Annotated in this window: 21 protein-coding genes and 1 rRNA gene; 3 read left to right on the forward strand and 19 right to left on the reverse strand. The window is 50.7% G+C overall.

Features of this window, described 5'->3' with window-relative positions:
• Both T260_RS127385 and T260_RS127380 read right to left on the reverse strand, forming a co-directional pair.
• Positions 1-72, reverse strand: a 16S ribosomal RNA gene (locus tag T260_RS127385); the annotation flags it as partial.
• 451 nt (positions 73-523) lie between these two features.
• Positions 524-1,387 carry a nucleotidyltransferase-like protein gene (locus T260_RS127380; RefSeq protein ID WP_025039077.1) on the reverse strand — a complete coding sequence of 288 codons (864 nt, stop codon included), beginning with the start codon at positions 1,385-1,387 and terminating at the stop codon, positions 524-526.
• Between the two features lie 375 nt (positions 1,388-1,762).
• Between T260_RS127380 and T260_RS127375 the strand changes: the two genes are divergently transcribed.
• Positions 1,763-2,116, forward strand: a complete 354-nt coding sequence (locus tag T260_RS127375) for a YgzB family protein (protein ID WP_011229983.1) — start codon at positions 1,763-1,765, stop codon at positions 2,114-2,116.
• Between the two features lie 25 nt (positions 2,117-2,141).
• Here the strand turns inward: T260_RS127375 and perR are convergent, their stop codons facing one another.
• The 8 genes from perR to T260_RS1000000139835 all read right to left on the reverse strand — a co-directional run bounded on the left by perR (position 2,142) and on the right by T260_RS1000000139835 (position 7,854).
• Complete coding sequence (gene perR / locus T260_RS127370) at positions 2,142-2,600, reverse strand: peroxide-responsive transcriptional repressor PerR (RefSeq protein ID WP_020279379.1); 459 nt, start codon at positions 2,598-2,600, stop codon at positions 2,142-2,144.
• A gap of 224 nt (positions 2,601-2,824) precedes the next feature.
• A complete protein-coding gene (gene bcp / locus T260_RS127365; protein WP_011229981.1) occupies positions 2,825-3,301 on the reverse strand; it encodes a thioredoxin-dependent thiol peroxidase in 477 nt (158 codons plus the stop codon).
• Between the two features lie 66 nt (positions 3,302-3,367).
• Entirely contained in the window at positions 3,368-3,772 is a 405-nt protein-coding gene (locus T260_RS127360) for a potassium channel family protein (protein WP_011229980.1), read from the reverse strand.
• Positions 3,773-3,941: 169 nt separating this feature from the next.
• Positions 3,942-4,895, reverse strand: a complete 954-nt coding sequence (locus tag T260_RS127355) for an L-lactate dehydrogenase (RefSeq protein WP_011229979.1) — start codon at positions 4,893-4,895, stop codon at positions 3,942-3,944.
• A gap of 145 nt (positions 4,896-5,040) precedes the next feature.
• Positions 5,041-5,826 carry an ABC transporter permease gene (locus tag T260_RS127350; protein WP_011229978.1) on the reverse strand — a complete coding sequence of 262 codons (786 nt, stop codon included), beginning with the start codon at positions 5,824-5,826 and terminating at the stop codon, positions 5,041-5,043.
• Positions 5,827-5,829: 3 nt separating this feature from the next.
• Positions 5,830-6,621 carry an ABC transporter permease gene (locus tag T260_RS127345; protein WP_011229977.1) on the reverse strand — a complete coding sequence of 264 codons (792 nt, stop codon included), beginning with the start codon at positions 6,619-6,621 and terminating at the stop codon, positions 5,830-5,832.
• Positions 6,614-7,618, reverse strand: coding sequence for an ABC transporter ATP-binding protein (locus T260_RS127340; protein ID WP_011229976.1), 1,005 nt, complete (start codon positions 7,616-7,618; stop codon positions 6,614-6,616). Before T260_RS127340 ends, T260_RS127345 begins: the two co-directional genes overlap by 8 nt.
• Positions 7,619-7,686: 68 nt before the next feature.
• Entirely contained in the window at positions 7,687-7,854 is a 168-nt protein-coding gene (locus T260_RS1000000139835) for a hypothetical protein (protein ID WP_014194925.1), read from the reverse strand.
• A gap of 157 nt (positions 7,855-8,011) precedes the next feature.
• Here T260_RS1000000139835 and T260_RS127335 point away from each other — a divergent pair, with 157 nt between their 5' ends.
• Both T260_RS127335 and T260_RS127330 read left to right on the forward strand, forming a co-directional pair.
• Complete coding sequence (locus T260_RS127335; protein ID WP_023634144.1) at positions 8,012-9,298, forward strand: glutamate-1-semialdehyde 2,1-aminomutase; 1,287 nt, start codon at positions 8,012-8,014, stop codon at positions 9,296-9,298.
• Positions 9,299-9,426: 128 nt separating this feature from the next.
• Entirely contained in the window at positions 9,427-10,506 is a 1,080-nt protein-coding gene (locus T260_RS127330) for an FUSC family protein (RefSeq protein WP_023634145.1), read from the forward strand.
• 13 nt (positions 10,507-10,519) lie between these two features.
• Here the strand turns inward: T260_RS127330 and nikC are convergent, their stop codons facing one another.
• From nikC to T260_RS0120495, 9 genes are all read right to left on the reverse strand, one after another.
• On the reverse strand, positions 10,520-11,419 hold the full coding sequence (gene nikC, locus T260_RS127325) for a nickel transporter permease (protein WP_011229973.1): 900 nt from the start codon (positions 11,417-11,419) through the stop codon (positions 10,520-10,522).
• A 15-nt stretch (positions 11,420-11,434) separates the two neighbouring features.
• Positions 11,435-12,439 (reverse strand): ABC transporter permease, encoded by a 1,005-nt coding sequence (locus tag T260_RS127320; RefSeq protein ID WP_014194923.1) that lies wholly within the window; start codon positions 12,437-12,439, stop codon positions 11,435-11,437.
• A 70-nt stretch (positions 12,440-12,509) separates the two neighbouring features.
• Positions 12,510-14,114 carry an ABC transporter substrate-binding protein gene (locus T260_RS127315; protein WP_013146308.1) on the reverse strand — a complete coding sequence of 535 codons (1,605 nt, stop codon included), beginning with the start codon at positions 14,112-14,114 and terminating at the stop codon, positions 12,510-12,512.
• The gene (locus tag T260_RS127310; protein ID WP_020279375.1) at positions 14,111-15,133 is read right to left on the reverse strand and encodes an ABC transporter ATP-binding protein; all 1,023 of its coding nucleotides are present in this window, start codon (positions 15,131-15,133) and stop codon (positions 14,111-14,113) included. The genes T260_RS127315 and T260_RS127310 overlap by 4 nt, the downstream gene beginning before the upstream one ends.
• Positions 15,099-16,124: an ABC transporter ATP-binding protein gene (locus tag T260_RS127305; protein WP_013146309.1), complete on the reverse strand. Its 1,026-nt coding sequence runs from the start codon at positions 16,122-16,124 to the stop codon at positions 15,099-15,101. The genes T260_RS127310 and T260_RS127305 overlap by 35 nt, the downstream gene beginning before the upstream one ends.
• Positions 16,125-16,712: 588 nt before the next feature.
• Positions 16,713-17,246, reverse strand: coding sequence for a nucleoside tri-diphosphate phosphatase (gene ntdP, locus T260_RS127300; protein ID WP_011229972.1), 534 nt, complete (start codon positions 17,244-17,246; stop codon positions 16,713-16,715).
• A 134-nt stretch (positions 17,247-17,380) separates the two neighbouring features.
• The gene (locus tag T260_RS127295) at positions 17,381-17,590 is read right to left on the reverse strand and encodes a YgaB family protein (RefSeq protein WP_011229971.1); all 210 of its coding nucleotides are present in this window, start codon (positions 17,588-17,590) and stop codon (positions 17,381-17,383) included.
• Positions 17,591-17,817: 227 nt separating this feature from the next.
• On the reverse strand, positions 17,818-18,009 hold the full coding sequence (locus T260_RS127290) for a gamma-type small acid-soluble spore protein (protein WP_011229970.1): 192 nt from the start codon (positions 18,007-18,009) through the stop codon (positions 17,818-17,820).
• A 58-nt stretch (positions 18,010-18,067) separates the two neighbouring features.
• Positions 18,068-18,246 (reverse strand): SDR family oxidoreductase (locus tag T260_RS0120495; protein ID WP_031212883.1); only part of this gene is annotated, 179 nt, incomplete at its 5' end.

Genomic DNA, 18,246 nt, shown 5'->3' on the forward strand with positions numbered 1-18,246 from the left:
GGTCCGCTCGACTTGCATGTATTAGGCACGCCGCCAGCGTTCGTCCTGAGCCAGGATCAAACTCTCCAAAAGAAAGTTGATTGGCTTTTGCTTTGGCCAATGCGGCCTCCGCTTTTCTATTGCGCTTCGTTTCGTTCAGTTTCCAAGGAACGAGACCTCTTCTTGAACTTGCTTCGTTGCAGTCTTGCGCCGAGGAATCCAACTCCTCTGGACTCCCTCAAACGCAAATGTGTTTTCCGCTTCCTAAAGCGGCCCTTACATCATAGCATTTTTATTGTTCGTTGTCAACAGCCTTTTATTCATACCGCTCCGCAACATTTTCCCGGCGCGACAGCGATTTAAAATATATCATCGTTCGACAAGGAAGTCAAGAGCTTTTTTCGGCCGGGTTGCCTCCTTCCTTCAATGATCTTGGCAACTAACATTTGTATAAACACAATGAAATTCCTAATAGCATCCATCCTCTCACCGGCTCCCTTCCATTTTTGGGGATCAGCAGAAGGGGACCGTCAAAATTCTTTTTTTACAACGTGTAATACCGTTCGAGCATTGTATTTCCTTTTGTCGGCATTTCCACGACGGTTAGCACTTTCCTTTCGACAAGATACTCAAGCATGATAACAAGATCAACCGAGTAAGGCGCAAACTGCGGATGACCGGTCATTTCCTCAATGCTCCAAGCACCATTTTTTTCTTTCAGCGCTTCGCATAAATGAGAGGAACCTGATTCTACGTAAGAATGAATCAAAAATTCACTGGCCAGCAACAAAAGTTCCAGCCGTTTCGGAAGCGGTTCTTCACTTCCAACGAGTTCTTCATACAGTTTATAAATCCTTCCATCCATTCGCTTGACTTGATTCCATACGGTCACTTCCGGGTAAAGTCCGTGCTCGATCACGGTCAATCGCGCCAAATGATGGAGGGCTTGCACCATATGGTTGTATGAGTCGAGCCAATGCTTGGCGGCAAACAGCGCCTTGCCATCTGTATAATGGCGGATCAGTTTGGCAAACTCGAGTCCCATTTTCAATCGCCGTTCTTTAGGCGGGAATTGCTCAAGGCGCTGGCGCAACTGCTGAACATAGCCGTTTCGGTCAAACACGACCGTTCCGTTGAACACCCAGTCGACCGCCTTTCGATGTGACCCGAGAACAAGCCATTCATTTAACTGCCGTTCACTGACTGCATAAAGCACCGCCTTTTTCTCGTTTAGTGAATACTGTCTGAGAAGCATAGGCTCGCTTTGCGGGTCGACAATGACGAGCAGCACGACATCAAACGTATCCGTTGTTGCTGCATGGCAAGCCGTTTTTTCAATCATTAAAATTCCGTGCGTGTTGCAGCGGTTTGCCCATTCGTGACAGATGGGATGCAGCAATTCTTTCATACCTCGCGTCCGTTGCAGAAAGCCGGCCGCGATATCCGGGCGGACAAATCCCTCAGATATCCCAACATATCGATTGACAGACAACCATACGTTCCTATTTTGAGCCGGCTGTTTTTTCTGCAACGTTTTTTCCTCCCTTCCACCATCATCAATCATCACATTGCGTTTGTGCAGATGTTCAAACAATGCTGTCAACGCCTGTTTCATTTCAGAAAGACCAGAATGCTTGCATCCATGAAGCTGTCGTTTGTTGCCGTCATTCGTTATTCGACAAAAAAAGAGGAATTCCTTTCTTTAAAACGTCGATTTTGTTGATTTCTTCTTCGCGATGGGACCCCGTTTTATGGTATAGTGGTCTATGTAGGAGGGACTGTGATGAGCATCAAATATTCGAGCAAAATCAACAAAATTCGCACTTTCGCCTTAAGCTTGATTTTTATCGGTGTCATTGTCATGTATCTTGGGCTGTTTTTTCGTACGTCCCCGGTCATCATGACGTTGTTTATGTTGTTTGGGATGTTGTTTCTTGTCGCCAGTGGCATTGTATATTTTTGGATCGGCACACTCTCGACGAGAGCCGTCCAAGTTGTTTGCCCGTCGTGCGGCAAAGTGACAAAAATGCTCGGACGCGTCGATTTATGCATGTTTTGCCGTGAACCGTTGACGTTAGACCGCGAACTGGAAGGAAAAGAGTTTGACGAAAAGTACAACAAAAAAAGAAAAAGCTGATAGCCGCCTTGTGCTATCAGCTTTTTTAATGCGAATGCGCCGGCGCCCCGCTTTTTTGACAGTCAGGGCAGACTCCGTACACTTCCATGCGATGATGGTCGACCTTAAAGCCGGTGACGTGAGCGGCAAGCTGCTCGACTTCATCAAGCGCTGGATAGTGGAAATCGACAATTTTGCCGCACTCTTCACAGATGACGTGATAATGATTGGAAGTGACGAAGTCAAACCGGCTTGACGAATCGCCGTACGTCAGCTCTTTGACAAGCCCGATTTCCTTAAAGACGCGCAAGTTATTGTAGACGGTAGCTACACTCATGTTTGGGAATTTCCCTTCCAGCGCTTTGTATATTTCATCAGCCGTCGGATGGGACATCGAGCTGATCAAATACTCCAATATCGCATGACGCTGCGGCGTGATGCGTATGCCAGTCTTTTTCAGCATGTCAAGCGCTTCCTTCAGTTGCTCGTTGTCAGACACCGTCATGCACCTCACTCTCTGTGCAAAGGTGAAAAAAATTATCACTTTATAATATTTATAATTAGTCTACAAAGAATACATGCCATTTGTCAATATAGATGCCATTAATATATGGGCTCAGACGCCATTTTAACAAAAAAAGGAGGCGGAAATTGTTTCCGCCTCTTATGTCATTCATTTGAGGAGGTTACTATGTATCATACGCCAAACGATGTACATTGTCTGGACGCTTACCTAGATGACGCTAGTCGGGCGACTTCCGCAAGCGCCTCATCGACATGCCCCTTCACTTTCACCCCGCGCCATTCTTGGACCAACGTTCCGTCGGGGGCGATAATGAATGTCGAGCGATCAATGCCCATATATTCCTTGCCGAAATTTTTCTTTTTCTTCCATACCCCATACAGCTCGGCCACTTCATGCCGCTCATCAGAAAGAAGCAAAAATGGCAACTCATATTTTTCGATAAACGCCTCATGCCGATTCATCGGGTCGGTGCTCACTCCTAAAATGACGGCGTTCAACTCAGCGAACTGCGCATGGCGATCGCGAAAGTCGCACGCTTCGGCTGTGCACCCCGGGGTCATGTCTTTTGGATAAAAGTAAAGCACCACATACCGGCCGCGAAAATCAGACAGCGAAACCATTTTCCCATTGCTTGCCGGCAAGGTGAAATCTGGAGCTGGCTGGCCAATGGCAATCGTCATGTCGTTCCCCCCGTCTTCTTCGTTTTCTTTTAGCGTAGCGAAGACGAAGGGAAATTGCAACTCATATCAGCGATGATCCCAGTCAAACACGGTGCGCGTCACGATGACAGCGGGCATAATGTAGCCGAGCAGCGCTTCGGCAATGGCGATCCACCGCCCGACGCCGATCGGAGTGACATCACCGTATCCGACCGACAAAAGCGTCATACCGCTTAAATACAAGCTGTCTTCAAGCAGCGACAAACGATCTTTCGATGCGCTATTTGGGGATGGGGTAAACACAGCATGGCCGTTTACTTGCAAAATCATATAAATCATGGCAAAACCGAGCAACATCGTTAAATACCATTGGACGAGAACCCATAAGCTATCGAGTGACAGGCGATGCGTCGCTTGCACGCGCACTGTCCAAAGCGAGGTGATGCTGCCGAGCAGTACGGCGGCAACAATGCCAAGGAAGGCGTAATCCATCACGTTCCCCCCATTTTTGTCCGTCGTTCATATATACGCGGACAACCGGGCGATTATACCGCATGACCCTCCGCACCCTGCTTGAATCGGCAGCACTCCTGTATTCCACCGGATCACCCGACCCATTTGACAAGCCAGCGTCCCGTCAGATGAAGCCAATCGTTGCGCTTTACTGAGCAAAATAGCGCGCCAATACACCTTTTAACGTCGCAGCACTACGGTGGAACCATTTTTTCTCCTCCTCGTCAAGTTCAATTTCAATCACTTCGCGGATGCCATTTCGGTTGATCACAGCAGGCACACCGATGTAGACATCGCGTTCGCCGTATGGGCCGTCCAAGTAAGCGGAAACGGTCAAAATGGCATTTTCATGATGCAAAATGGCGCGCGTCACGCGGGCAAGCCCCATAGCAATCCCGTAGTACGTCGCTCCTTTTTTCTCAATAATTTGGTAGGCGGCATCGCGCACATTGACAAAAATGCGCTCGAGCTCTTTTTGCGCTTCTTCCCCTTTGGACTCGACCAGCTTGCGGATCGGCACGCCGCCGATATCAGCCTGGCTCCAGACCGGGAGTTCAGTGTCGCCATGTTCGCCGATAATATAGGCGTGCACGTTCGTCGGGGCGACGGCGAAATAGTCGCCCAACAAGAAGCGGAACCGCGCCGTGTCCAAAATCGTGCCCGATCCGATTACTCGCTCTTGCGGCAGGCCGCTGAATTTCCACGTCGCGTACGTTAAAATGTCGACCGGATTGGTGGCGACGAGAAACAGTCCTTGAAATCCGGATGCCATGACCGACTCAACGATCGAGCGGAAAATGGCAATGTTTTTGTCCACAAGATCAAGCCGCGTCTCGCCCGGTTTTTGGTTGGCGCCGGCGCAAATGACAACCAAATCGGCATCGCGGCAATCATCGTAATCGCCGTGCCAAATGTCAGCCGGCTTCGGCGCAAATACTTTCCCATGGTTGAAGTCCATCGCATCGCCCTCAGCCTTGTTTTCATTTGCATCGATGAGCACGATCTCATCGGCAATCCCTTGATTCATTAAGGCAAACGCATAACTGGCGCCGACAAACCCGGTGCCGACGACCGCTACCCGATTTCCTCTCCCGTTTTTCATCACTATTCACCTCTTCTTCCTTTTTGTGAATATATTCACATTTTATTTTACGCCACAACATGCTAACGATACAGACAAGGTTGTGTCGATTGCTTGACCATTGTTTGTCATTTTGATGGCAAATGAACAAAAACGGGCGGGGCGCCTAGCTCCCCGTCCCGCGATATCGTCTCACCCCGGCGTTCCAAAGCATGACCGAAACGGTGAAGCAAACCATGCCGACCACTGGGGTGAAAAAGGCATAACTGTACCATTCCTTTTTATCAAGAAAATAAGCAGCTGGATAAACGCCGACAAAGGCAAACGGCAGCACCCACGTTAAAATATAGCGGATGACGCGATGATAAATATCGATCGGGTAGCGGCCATAGCTGCTGATGTTGTACATCATCGGCATGATGGATGTGCGGGCGTCGGCAAAAAAACTGATCGTCGCCAGTGAAATGAAAATGCCGGCATAAATCAATGCACCGCCAATGACAAACAAAATAAACACGAAGACATCATACCAATGAAATGAAAGAGACAAGCGGCTGCCGGCATACAGCATAATGATCAGCCCGGGCACAGCGCCAAGCAACGATTCGAGCTCCATCCGCTCCAAAACAATTTGAAACAGGCTGTTTAGCGGGCGCGTCAACACGCGATCCATTTCCCCCTGCACAATATATCGTTCATTAAAATCCCAAAGGTTAAAAAAGGCGCCAAATACGGCATATGGAACAAGAAAAAAACCGTAAATAAACAAAATCTCATCGCGCGACCAGCCGTGAAGCAGCGTCGTATGGCCGAACACAACCAGCAAAAATACCAAGTTGACCGCCTGAGCCATAAAGTCAGACAGCCACTCCACGAACAAATCGGCTCGATATTGCAGCTTTGTCTTCATATATTGCGCCATGTATTGAAAAAAAACCGATACGTAAAACAACGTTTACCCCCCTTGCACAACAAGACGCTTTTTCGCCGCTCTCCATAACCATCCAATCGGAAAAAGCAATACGATGCACCACGTTGCCTGCAGAAGCAGGCCATCACGGACAGCAGCACCTTTAAAACTTTCTGTCATGATCATGCTTGGGATGTAGCTGATGGCTTGAAACGGGAAATACATCATCGCCCGTTGCGCCCAATCAGGATAAAAGGAAAGCGGCAAAATGAGCCCAGAAAACAAGTCGATGATAAACCGCTTCGCCCTAAGCAACCCTTCATTTCGGAACGTAAAGAACGTCACAACCCCCGCAAGCAAGTTCAGCTCCGAAAAAATGATAAAGCTGAATAGAAGCGACAAGCCGAAAGACAGCCACGTTTTGGCGTGTCCCGGAAACTGAAGCGGCAAAAAAAGCGATACGACCAAAAGCCCAGGCAGCGATAAAAAGAAAAGGCGAAACAGCCCTTCGCCAAGCCCTTGCACAGCTTTCATCCCTAAATAGCTGTACGGGCGGATCAGTTCAATCGCTACTTTTCCATCGCGGATTTCCATGGCGATTTCACGGTCAAGGTTGTTAAAATAAAACGCCCGCGCCAGCCAGGAAATGGCGACATACGTCGTCATTTGCCCAAGCGACATCCCTTGCATCGATGATTTGCCGCCATAAATAGCCGACCAAAGGAAGTAATACGCTGCGATGTTAATGGCGTAAATCAAAATGCCAGTGTAATAGTTTGTCCGGTAGGCGAGCATCATTAAAAAGCGGATGCGGACCATTTCGACATACTTACCCATGAACCGCACCTTCCTCATAAATATTGCGGATGATCTCCTCCGTCGGCACTTCGTGAATATGGATGTCATTTAACGCACAACGGGCAGCGACGCGACTGACAACTTCCGGCACGCCTCCTGATGGAACGTGCGAGACCCAAACGTTTGGCTGTTCACCTTTTTTCCAAACAACATCCAACCCTTCAGTCAACTGCTGCAAAAAAGCGGCCGTCACCGCTTCGGCAAACGTAAAGGCGACCCGTTTTCCTTGGCCCCATCTTTCTTTCAGGCGCTCAAGCGACCCGTCGTAAATGATTTTCCCTTCATCGAGCATAATGACCCGCTCGCAAAGCGCTTCAATGTCTGACATATCGTGCGTCGTCAGCAGGATCGTCGTGCCATACCGTTCATTCAATTGCTTTAAAAACTGGCGGATGTTGAGTTTGACAAGCACATCAAGGCCGATCGTCGGTTCATCCAAAAACAACAGCGGCGGGTTGTGAATGAGCGCGGCGGCAAGCTCACAGCGCATCCGCTGGCCAAGCGACAGCTTGCGCACCGGCTTATCAAGCAGCGGGCCGATCTCAAGCATGTCAATCACCTCGGCCATATGGCGGCGATATTGCTCGTCCGAGACGCGGTACACTTTTTTCAACAGCCGGAACGACTCTTGAACAGCGATGTCCCACCATAATTGCGAACGCTGGCCGAACACGACGCCGATCGTGCGCACGAATTTTTCGCGCTCTTTATGGGGATTCATCCCGTTGACGACAATGCGCCCAGACGTTGGCGTTAAAATGCCGGTCAACATTTTGATCGTCGTGGATTTGCCGGCGCCGTTTTCGCCGATATAGCCGACGATTTCCCCTTGCTTAACAGCAAACGAAATGTCATCAACCGCTCGAACGAGCGTATAACGGCGCGTCCATAAATCGCGAAACGCTCCGACAAGGCCGGAGCGGCTTTTGTGCACTTTAAATTCTTTGCGCAAATGTTCTACTTCAATCGCGTTCATCGTTCTCCTCCTGACCTCTCCTTGGCGTCAAAGGAAAAAGGCGGCTTGCGCCCTTCTCCTATGTTGCATTATACATGAATCGCCGCCATTTTCATCTTTTTTGTTTTCCAGTCTGTTGACGCCATTGCGTTAGGCGCCGCCTCCGATTTGGAAAGAACGGCAAAATGCTTTTGTCCTAAATCAATGCCCACTCGCCGATCGACCGTCGGCAACAGTTGGATGTCAGTTCCGCCCATACGGAAACAAACGATTTCCTGTCGGATTTTTTCGAATCGGCACGTCAATGATGGGAGAAACCGATCCGTCTCCCGCTTTACACCTATAGCATTGAAGTTTGAGTCTTCTCGGTTTACTATATAAAGAGGCAGTCAGCGGAAACAGGAGGATCAAACAATGCAGTGGACCAAATCAGAACAATTATATAAAGAAGCGCTCCAGCACATTGTTGGTGGAGTGAACAGCCCGTCCCGCTCATACAAAGCGGTCGGCGGCGGTGCGCCAGTCGTGATGGAGCGGGCGCAAGGAGCCTACTTTTGGGATGTGGATGGAAACAAGTACATCGACTACTTGGCCGCCTACGGACCGATCATCGCCGGGCACGCCCATCCACACATCGCGGAAGCCATCCGCCGCGCCGCCGAGACCGGTGTGTTGTACGGCACGCCAACGCCGCATGAGATCACGTTTGCCAAAATGTTAAAAGAGGCGATCCCGTCGCTCGAGAAAGTGCGGTTTGTCAACTCGGGAACAGAGGCGGTGATGACCACGATCCGCGTCGCCCGCGCCTACACCGGACGAAGCAAAATCGTCAAATTCGAAGGCTGCTACCATGGCCATTCGGACCTTGTGCTCGTCGCCGCCGGCTCGGGGCCATCGACGTTGGGGACGCCGGACTCAGCCGGCGTGCCGCCGAGCATCGCCCAAGAAGTCATTACCGTGCCATACAACGATGTCGAATCGTTCCGGGAAGCGATGAACGTTTGGGGCGAGCAAGTCGCAGCGGTCCTCGTCGAGCCGATCGTCGGCAACTTCGGCATCGTCCTGCCAAAACCGGGCTTTTTAGAAGCGATCAATGAGATTGCCCACAAGGAAGGGGCGCTCGTCATTTACGACGAAGTGATCACCGCCTTCCGCTTTATGTACGGCGGAGCGCAAAACTTGCTCGGTGTGGAGCCCGACTTGACGGCGATGGGGAAAATCATCGGCGGGGGCTTGCCGATCGGGGCGTACGGTGGACGCCAAGACATTATGGAACAAGTCGCTCCGCTCGGACCAGCGTACCAGGCCGGGACGATGGCCGGCAACCCGGCGTCGATGCTCGCTGGCATCGCCTGCCTTGAAGTGTTGAAACAAGAGGGTGTCTATGAGCATCTCGACCGATTGGGAGCAATGCTGGAAGAAGGCATCCTGGCCCATGCTCGCCAATGCGGCCTGCCGGTGACCGTCAACCGCTTAAAAGGCGCGCTCACCGTCTTCTTCACTGACGAAAAAGTGGAAAACTACAAGCAAGCCCAGCGCAGCGACGGCGAGTTGTTTGCGAAATTTTTCAAGCTCATGCTCAAACAAGGGATCAATCTCGCGCCGTCGAAATACGAAGCATGGTTTATCACCCTCGCCCATACGGAAGACGACATCGCCTACACGATCGACGCGGTCGGCAAGGCGTTCCGGCAGCTTTGAACACCAGAAATTTCTCAACGCCCCGCCTTCATCGGCGGGGCGTTATATTTTTTCCTTGCGCACATAGGATGAAACTGTGTATAGTACTGAATGGTTCACCAAAACAAAAAGGAGAGTTTTGATCATAGATGAAACTCGGTGCCCGCATTTTCAAAACGGGGATCGCAGTGGCGCTCGCCTTGTTCTTAGCAGCGCTCTTCCAGTTTCCATCGCCGTCATTCGCCGGCATTTCCGCTGTGTTCGCCATGCAGCCGACCATTTACCGCTCCTATTTATCGCTGATCGAGCAAGTGCAAGCGAATGTGATCGGCGCCTTGTTCGCGATCGCGGCGGTTTTCATTCTTGGGCGCGATCCGTTGGTCGTCGGTTTGACGCTGATGATCGTCATCGCCCTTTGCCTGAAAATGCGCCTTGAATCATCGACGATTTCCGTAGCGCTTGTCACAGTCATTGCCATTATGGAATATACAGACCGCCAGTTCATTCAATTTGCGGCCATTCGCTTTTTAACGATGATGCTCGGTATTTTCGCCGCCTTTGTCGTCAACTTGATTTTCTTGCCGCCGAAATACGAAAAAAAGGTATATGAAAAAATCAGCGAAGAAACAGAGGCCATTTTAAAATGGATCCGCCTGCATAAACAGCAGGCAGCCGACCATCACCATTTGAAGGAAGAAATTGAAGCACGACACGAAGAAATGACCAAACTCGAGCATCTATATTTTATGTACAAAGAAGAACGCACGTATTTTCGACGCCAACGCTTCCAAAAATCTCGCAAACTCGTGTTGTACCGGCAAATGATAGCAGCGGCCGATCGAGTTTTATCTGTCTTAAAATGGCTGCACCGGCTCGAAAACGAGTTCAGCCGCTTGCCCGCCGAGCTTCGTCAAGCCGTCTGCCTGCACCTTGGCTGCTTGCTTGACTACCATGAGCAACTGTTGCTGAAATTTATCCATAAGGCAAAGCCGCTCCCTCACAGCAGACGGGCCGAGGAAATTCATCATCAGCGCGAGCGGCTCACTTCCGCCTTTTATGCGGACGGCCAGCCGCCGGGCGATTATCGGTTGTTTTCTTTAATCGGAGCGATCATGGATTATGGGGATCGCCTCGAACATTTAGACAAGCTTATCGATAGTTTCCACCATTACCATTACGATGACACGCTGGAAAAAGAGCTGGAAAAGTCAGCAGGCGGCCGCTCGTAGCGGACCGCCTGCTTCAATTTTTCATCCGTGGGTCAAGCGCATCGCGCAGCCCGTCGCCCATTAAGTTAAAGCCAAGCACTGTCAGCATGATCGCCAATCCAGGGAAAATCATCGTCCACGGCGCCTGAGTCAAGAAATCTTTGGCGTCCGATAGCATTTTCCCCCACTCCGGATTGGGCGGCTGCGCCCCCAAGCCTAAAAAGCCAAGTGCGGCCGCTTCGATAATGGCGGTGGCGATCGCCAGTGTCCCTTGAACGATGATCGGCGCGAGGCTGTTGGGCAAAATATGATGGATTAAAATGCGCCAGTCGCTCATGCCGATCGCTTTCGCTGCCATAATGTATTCTTCTTGCTTAATGCTTAGCACGCGAGAACGGATGAGCCGCCCAAAGTTCGGTACATTAATGACAGCGATGGCGATGAGGGCGTTTTGCAAAGACGGCCCGAGCACAGCGACGATGCCGATCGCCAATAAAATGCTCGGAAACGCCAGCATAATGTCAAACAAACGCGAAATCACCCCATCAATCCAGCGCCCATAGTAGCCGGCGATAATGCCAAGCAACGAACCAACCATGACCGAGCCGAGCACGGAAAAAAATCCGACCCACAGGGAAATGCGGGCTCCATATATCACGCGGGAAAAAATGTCGCGGCCAAAATCATCGGTGCCGAACCAATGCTCGCTAGAAGGCGGCTGCAACCGCTCGGCCAACTGTTGGTCTTTATAATCATACGGTGCCAGCCACGGCGCCAAGATGGCGACAAGGATAAAAAACAAAACGATCCCAGCACCGACCAAGGCGATTTTATTTTTTCGAAACCGCCGCCATGCTTCTTTCCATAAAGAAACCGATTCCGTCTCCCTAATCGCCGCCGGCGGTGTTGCCGGCGTGCGCGCTAGTTCAGCCATAGGCGCCCTCCCTCCTTAATTGTACTTAATGCGCGGATCAATGATCGCATAAAGTAAATCAACGATCAAATTAATAAAAATAAAAATGGTGGCAATGATCAAAATGCCTGATTGGATCACCGGATAATCCCGATACCCGATTGCATCATAAATATAGCGTCCGATGCCGGGCCAGCTGAAAATCGTTTCCGTCAAAATCGCACCGCCAAGCAGCAGTCCGGTTTGCAGCCCAATGACCGTCAACACGGGAATAATGGCGTTTTTCAACGAATGTTTGTACACGACCCAAAACATGCTTAATCCTTTCGCACGAGCGGTGCGAATGTAGTCGGATTTCATCACTTCCAACATGCTCGAACGCGTCATGCGAGCAATAATCGCCATCGGGATCGTCGCTAGAGCCATACTCGGCAAGACAAGATGTTGAATAACTTGCCAAAATTGATCGGTATTCCCAGAGAGAAGTGTATCGATCAGATAAAGATGAGTGATCGGCTCAACAGGGTTGCGTACGTCCTCGCGACCGGACGTCGGCAGCCAATCAAGTTCAATCGAAAACAGCCACTGCTCCATTAAGCCAAGCCAAAAGATCGGCATGGAAACACCAATCAATGCCAACACCATCGCAATATAATCAAACCATGAATTTTGAAACCAAGCGCTAATAATGCCGGCGTTCACGCCAATGATCACCGCAATCAGCATCGCCGCCAGCGACAGTTCGATCGTCGCCGCTAAATACGGCCAAATTTCTTCGGCGATGGGGGCGCCGGTGCGGATCGACTCGCCTAAGTCACCGTGCAGCAAGCCGCCGATGTATTTGACATACTGCACATACCATGGCTCATCTAACCCAAGCTTATGGGTCAAAGCCGCTACAGCCTCTTTCGTCGCTTTTTGCCCTAAAATGACTTGCGCCGGGTTGCCTGGAATGGCTCGGATCATAAAAAAGACGACAAGCGACATGCCAAACAACACCGGGATCACCATCAGCACCCTTCTCACAGCATACGACAGCACCTGACTCTCCCTCCCTTAACATGCGGCAAACAAAGAGGGGAAGATGCGCTCCTTCCCCTCTCTCAGTCGATTATTTAAACTCGACTTTCGTAAACTTATCCGAACCGGTCGGGTGCGGGTTAAAGCCTTGGATATTCGCCTTGCCGGCCAACAGCGGAGTTGAATGGACGAGCGGAATCCATGGTGCTTCTTCTTTAATGATCTCTTGCGCTTTTTTATACAGCTCGTTCCGTTTGTTTTCATCGCTCACCGTTTGCGCTTCGACCAAAATTTTATGCAGCTCATCATTCGAGAAATAGGTGTAGTTGTTGCTGCCAATGCTGTCTTTGTCAAGGAGCGCATACAAGAAGTTATCCGCGTCGCCGTTGTCGCCCGTCCAGCCGAGCAGGAAGGCGTCCGCTTCCCCTTTGGCGAGCTTGTCTAAATAGGTCGCCCATTCATACGTCACGATTTTCGCTTTCACGCCGATTTTGGCAAAATTCGCTTGAATGGCCTCAGCGATTTTTTGCCCGTCCGGCATATACGGACGCGGTACCGGCATCGCCCACAGTTCGATTTCAAAGCCATTCGGATAACCCGCTTTCGCAAGCAGCTCTTTCGCTTTATTCAAATCAAACGGATAGTCTTGAATCGCATCGTTGTATCCCGGGATGCTGGGAGGCATCGGGTTTTTCGCCGGTTCCGCCTGGCCGGCGTAAAACGCATCGATGATCGCTTTCTTGTCAACCGCGTAGTTCAACGCTTGGCGAACCAACTTGTTTTTCAGCGGCCCTCTCGTCGCCGTCAGTCCGACATAGGCGACGTTCATCGACGGGCGCTTGAAAATTTGAAACTCTTTGTTTCCTTCCACTTGTTTTAAGTCCGTCGGATTCAAGTCTTCCATGATGTCGATTTCGCCTTTTAAGAGCGCATTGAGACGCGCCGAGTTGTCCGGAATGGACACGAAGATGAGCTGGTTCAGCTTTGGATAGCCTTTTTCCCAATAGTCTTTATTTTTTTCAAGTACGATCCGTTCGTTGCGCTTCCATTCTTTAAAGACGAACGGGCCGGTCCCGACTGGGTGTTCGCCAAACTTGTCGCCGTATTTTTTCACGGCTTCTGGGCTGGCGATGGCAAACGGCGTCATGGCGAGATTTTTCAAAAATGGAGCTTGCGGCCGTTTCAGCACAAATTGCACCGTGTACTTGTCGAGCGCCTTTACTTCTTTAATCACATGGCTGTCATCCTGCTTGTAACCGCCAAACATCGATCCGTAATACGGAAACTTGTCTGCATTGCCGTTCGCCCAACGCTCGAAGTTAAAGACCACTGCATCGGCGTTAAACTCTGTCCCGTCATGAAACTTGACACCTTGGCGCAATTTAAACGTATAGGTCAGTCCATCCTTCGAAATCGTCCATTCCGTCGCCAACGCCGGCTTGACGGACGTATCGTTGTCGTTGTAATCAAGGAGCGTATCAAAAATGTTTTTCGTTACTTTCAGCGACTCCCCATCCGTCACAGTCGCCGGGTCGAGCGACACCGAATCACCGCCGCGCCCGTACACCAGCGTATCCTGGGTCGACGGTTTGTCACTGCCACCCCCTGCGGTTTGCTTCGACTTGCCGCAGCCAGCTAAAACAAGCATGACTGCCAGCATCATGGCAAGCCACGTAAACCATGTTTTTTTCCTCATCGTGTTTCCCCCTTGTGTTTCATTTGTTTATCATCACGTTGCTCACCTGTTGGCTCGTATAAATGGCAAGCAACGTAATGTCCATTGGCCACTTCTCGCAATTCCGGGCGCCGCTGGCGGCAAATATCCATACAGGATGCGCAACGCGTATGGAACGCACACCCTTGCGGCGGATTCGCCGGGCTTGGCAAATCGCCGGAGAGCAACTGTCGTTCTGTTTTATGATCAGGATCTGGAATCGGCACAGCGGACAAAAGCGCCTGCGTATACGGATGCTTCGGCGATTCGTATAATGACTCGCTGGCCGCCAGCTCAACTATACGACCCAAATACATGACGCCAACCCGGTCGCTGATATGGCGAACGACCCCTAAATCATGGGCAATGAAAATATATGTAAGCCCAAACTGCTTTTGCAAATCTTCAAGCAAATTGAGAACTTGCGCTTGAATCGATACATCAAGCGCCGAAACCGGTTCATCGGCGATGATCAGCTTCGGATGAGTCATCAGCGCCCGCGCGATGCCGATGCGCTGACGCTGGCCGCCGCTGAACTGGTGGGGATAGCGTTTGGCATGATACGAACCGAGCCCGACCACCTCGAGCATCTCCCGCACTCGCCGCTTCCGTTCCTCTTTTGATCCAATGCCGTGAACGATAAGCGGCTCTTCCAAAATTTTTTCGACTGTATGGCGCGGGTTCAGCGAAGCGAACGGGTCTTGGAAAATCATCTGCATATCGCGCCGCAACCGACGCAGCTCCGCTTTTGATAAAGCGGTTACATTCTTCCCTTCAAATAGAATCGAACCGTCTGTCGGCTCAATGAGCCGCAGCAGCATTCGGCCCGTAGTCGACTTGCCGCAGCCCGACTCGCCGACAATGCCAAGCGTCTCACCGCGGTACACGGTGAATGTCACATCATCGACCGCTTTGACCGTCCCAATTTGTTTGCCAAAAACGCCCCCGGTAATGGGAAAGTATTTTTTAAGCCCTTTCGCTTCGAGCAGCGGCTCGCTCATCAACCAGCCCCTCCTTCTCTAACGCCAAAAAACAGCGGGCGCGATGGCCTTGTTCACTCGTTTCGTACAATAGCGGATCTTCGTGGCGGCAGCGGTCAACGACCCATTCGCACCGAGCGGCAAACCGACAGCCGCAGCGGACCGTTCCGGGTTTTGGCACTTGGCCGGGAATGGAATACAGCCGCTCCTTTTTGCCGCGGATATCCGGGATCGAGCGAATCAGGCCGGCGGTGTACGGATGCTTCGGATTGCGGAAAATGTCCCGAACGCTTCCTTCTTCCACGATTTGGCCAGCGTACATGACAATGACGCGATCGCATAGTTCAGCGACAACTCCTAAATCATGGGTGATCATCATCACTGCCGTGCCGAACGTCTGGTTCAATTCTTTCATCAGCGCTAAAATTTGCGCCTGAATGGTCACATCAAGCGCCGTCGTCGGCTCGTCCGCGATCAAGAGCGCCGGACGGCACACCATCGCCATCGCAATCATCACGCGCTGGCGCATGCCGCCAGACAACTGATGCGGATATTCGTCCAACATTTGCTCAGCGCGCGGCAGCCCGACAAGCTTGAGCATCTCCACCGCCCGCGCTCGCGCTTCTTTTTTCCCTATTTTTGTATGTAAACGAATAGCCTCGACTAATTGGTTTCCAATGGTAAACAATGGATTTAAGGAAGTCATCGGCTCTTGAAAAATCATCGCGATCTCGTTGCCGCGAATTTGCTTCATCCGCCGCTCCGAGGCTTCGATCAAGTTCTCGCCTTTAAACCAAATCTCACCGCCAACCACCTTGCCGATTCCTTTTGGCAACAACCCCATAATAGACAATGACGTCACACTTTTCCCACACCCGGACTCCCCGACAATGCCAAGCACTTCGCCTTCACGAATGGAAAAATCTACACCATCGACCGCCGGGATCTCCCCATCATCCGTAAAGAAAGACGTCCGAAGCCCACGAACTTCCAATAAAATCTTTTCCCCCATCACGCTCCCCTTCTCTCATTCGATTTTGATGAAACTTTTGCTCTCTGAATAAAATTATGCCATGTATTGTTTTCTAACACAATATAATATTATAAAAAATTAAAATTATCGAAAAAGGAAAAGTAATAAAATAACGAGGGGATGAAACAATCCCTCGTTGACCTTATTTGTTGTAAAGATGCACGCACCTCGAACGACCATTTTCACGCCGGACAGATTGCAAAAATAGCGCATGGAGATTTTTTATCATAATTTCTAACGTCTCATTCCATTTTTGCCTCCAAATCAACTGATCACTCCTGCTTGACCGTCGCCATTCCTCATGCATGCGGGAAAAAGCAGAAAAACTGCCGACTTGCGAACAGGATTTTTCATGTCGCTATTTCTCATCTCTAATCGAGACCCCTGCTTTTAAGCATAAGCGTTAGCAAGGCAGCCCAACCGTGGGACGCACGAGGATGGCTTGACTGACAGCCTGCCGTAGGACAATCCCCCGCCTCACCATCAGCTCTTCATGCGTGCCGCTTTCGACAAAAAAGCAGAAAAAACCTGCCAGCGATGCCGAACAGGCTTTTTTCATGCCGCTATTTACGTTTGGTACGCCTGAAACACTCCGTACCATTTGTCGATGAACTCGGGCGCAAACGGCCCTTTCCGCTCCTTAATCCAGCCGATCAGTTTTTGAACGTTGTTTTTTAAAATGCGGTCGATCACATCGGGATAGTGCATTTCGCGGCGATGCCGCTCATACTCATCTTCATCCAGCAGCATGTACGTCATATCGGGAAACACTTTAATATCCAAATCATAATCGATGTACTTCAGCGCTTCTTCATCCCAAACGAACGGCGAGCTTAAATTGCAATAGTAGTACACCCCGTCCTCACGAATCATGGCGATAATGTTAAACCAATGCTTAGCATGAAAAAAACAAATCGCCGGTTCGCGCGTCACCCACGTCCGGCCGTCCGCTTCCATGACGAGTGTTTTGTTATTGCCGCCGATCACATACGATGGCGTCCCTTTTAATACGACCGTTTCCTGCCAAATCCGGTGAATCGTCCCATTATGTTTGTAGCTATGGATTTGAATGATTTTCCCTTCCCGAGGGTAAACTGGCATCATTCTTCCCTACTTTCCGATGGGAGCTTCTTCGTTATATTATACCCTGTTCCTTTTGCAAAAGGAAAGAAAAGCAGGCCGCCTTACTGAGGAAAAGGCAACTGGCGCGTTGGCTCAAGGACGCAGCCTGTCCGTCAGACACCGGGTGCCATCTGCCCTAAAAATGCGCGGCGGATGGCTTCCACCTCCCGTTTCATTTGCCGCACTTCCTCGCGCAAGGCGGCGGTCGGCGCTTCACGTTCAAGTTCATCCAACTGGCGGGTGATCTCCTCGCAACGCTCCATCTCCTGTTGCAAAAACAGCGCCTCGTCGCCTACATTCGTCCATGCGTGCTCCATCGCCATTCCGTTCTCCCTTCCCCTTTGCCGTGTGATTTCCTTTCATCATTTCGCGCCCGCACCCACAAATCCCTTTCACTAATCTTGTAAAGAGATGACAGCTTTTGTCGACAAAAAAAGCAGAGGCGCGCCGCCCCTGCTTTTTCCTTCCATCTTCGGCCTATCGCCTGCGCTCTTGTAGCAACATACGCCGTCGTCACAACCGCCAGGCGTCAGCCATGGATGATCGTTGGTTATTGATTGACATTTTGCGCTTTGCGGGCTTCCGCTTGCGCATTTTGTTGTTTTACGTGTTGCACATTCGTCTCAGCCGCAAATTCCGTCGCAAATTGGCCAGCTTGAGCGGCTTGAGCCGATTGGGCATTTTGTTGTCTTACTTCTTGAATGTTTGTGCCAGCTGCTGTTTTGTTCGGTTGTTTGGCCATTGTTCTCACCTCCACGTGCTTTACTATGCCCCGGGGGTGATCGTTCTATCCGCTGACGTTACAAAAGTAAAGATCTTCCACCATCGACAATGATCGTCTGCCCGCGAATCATCTCGGCTGCATCCGAGAGCAAAAACAAAACCGCGTTGACGATATCATCGGGTTTGACCGGGCGGCCAGCCGGCGTGTTCGCAGCCGCGTCGGCGAGCTTTTCGGCGGCATTTTCTCGACGAGAGC

Origin of the sequence: Geobacillus thermopakistaniensis, from assembly GCF_000498995.1 — a bacterium.
Taxonomy (GTDB): Bacteria; Bacillota; Bacilli; order Bacillales; family Anoxybacillaceae; genus Geobacillus; species Geobacillus thermoleovorans.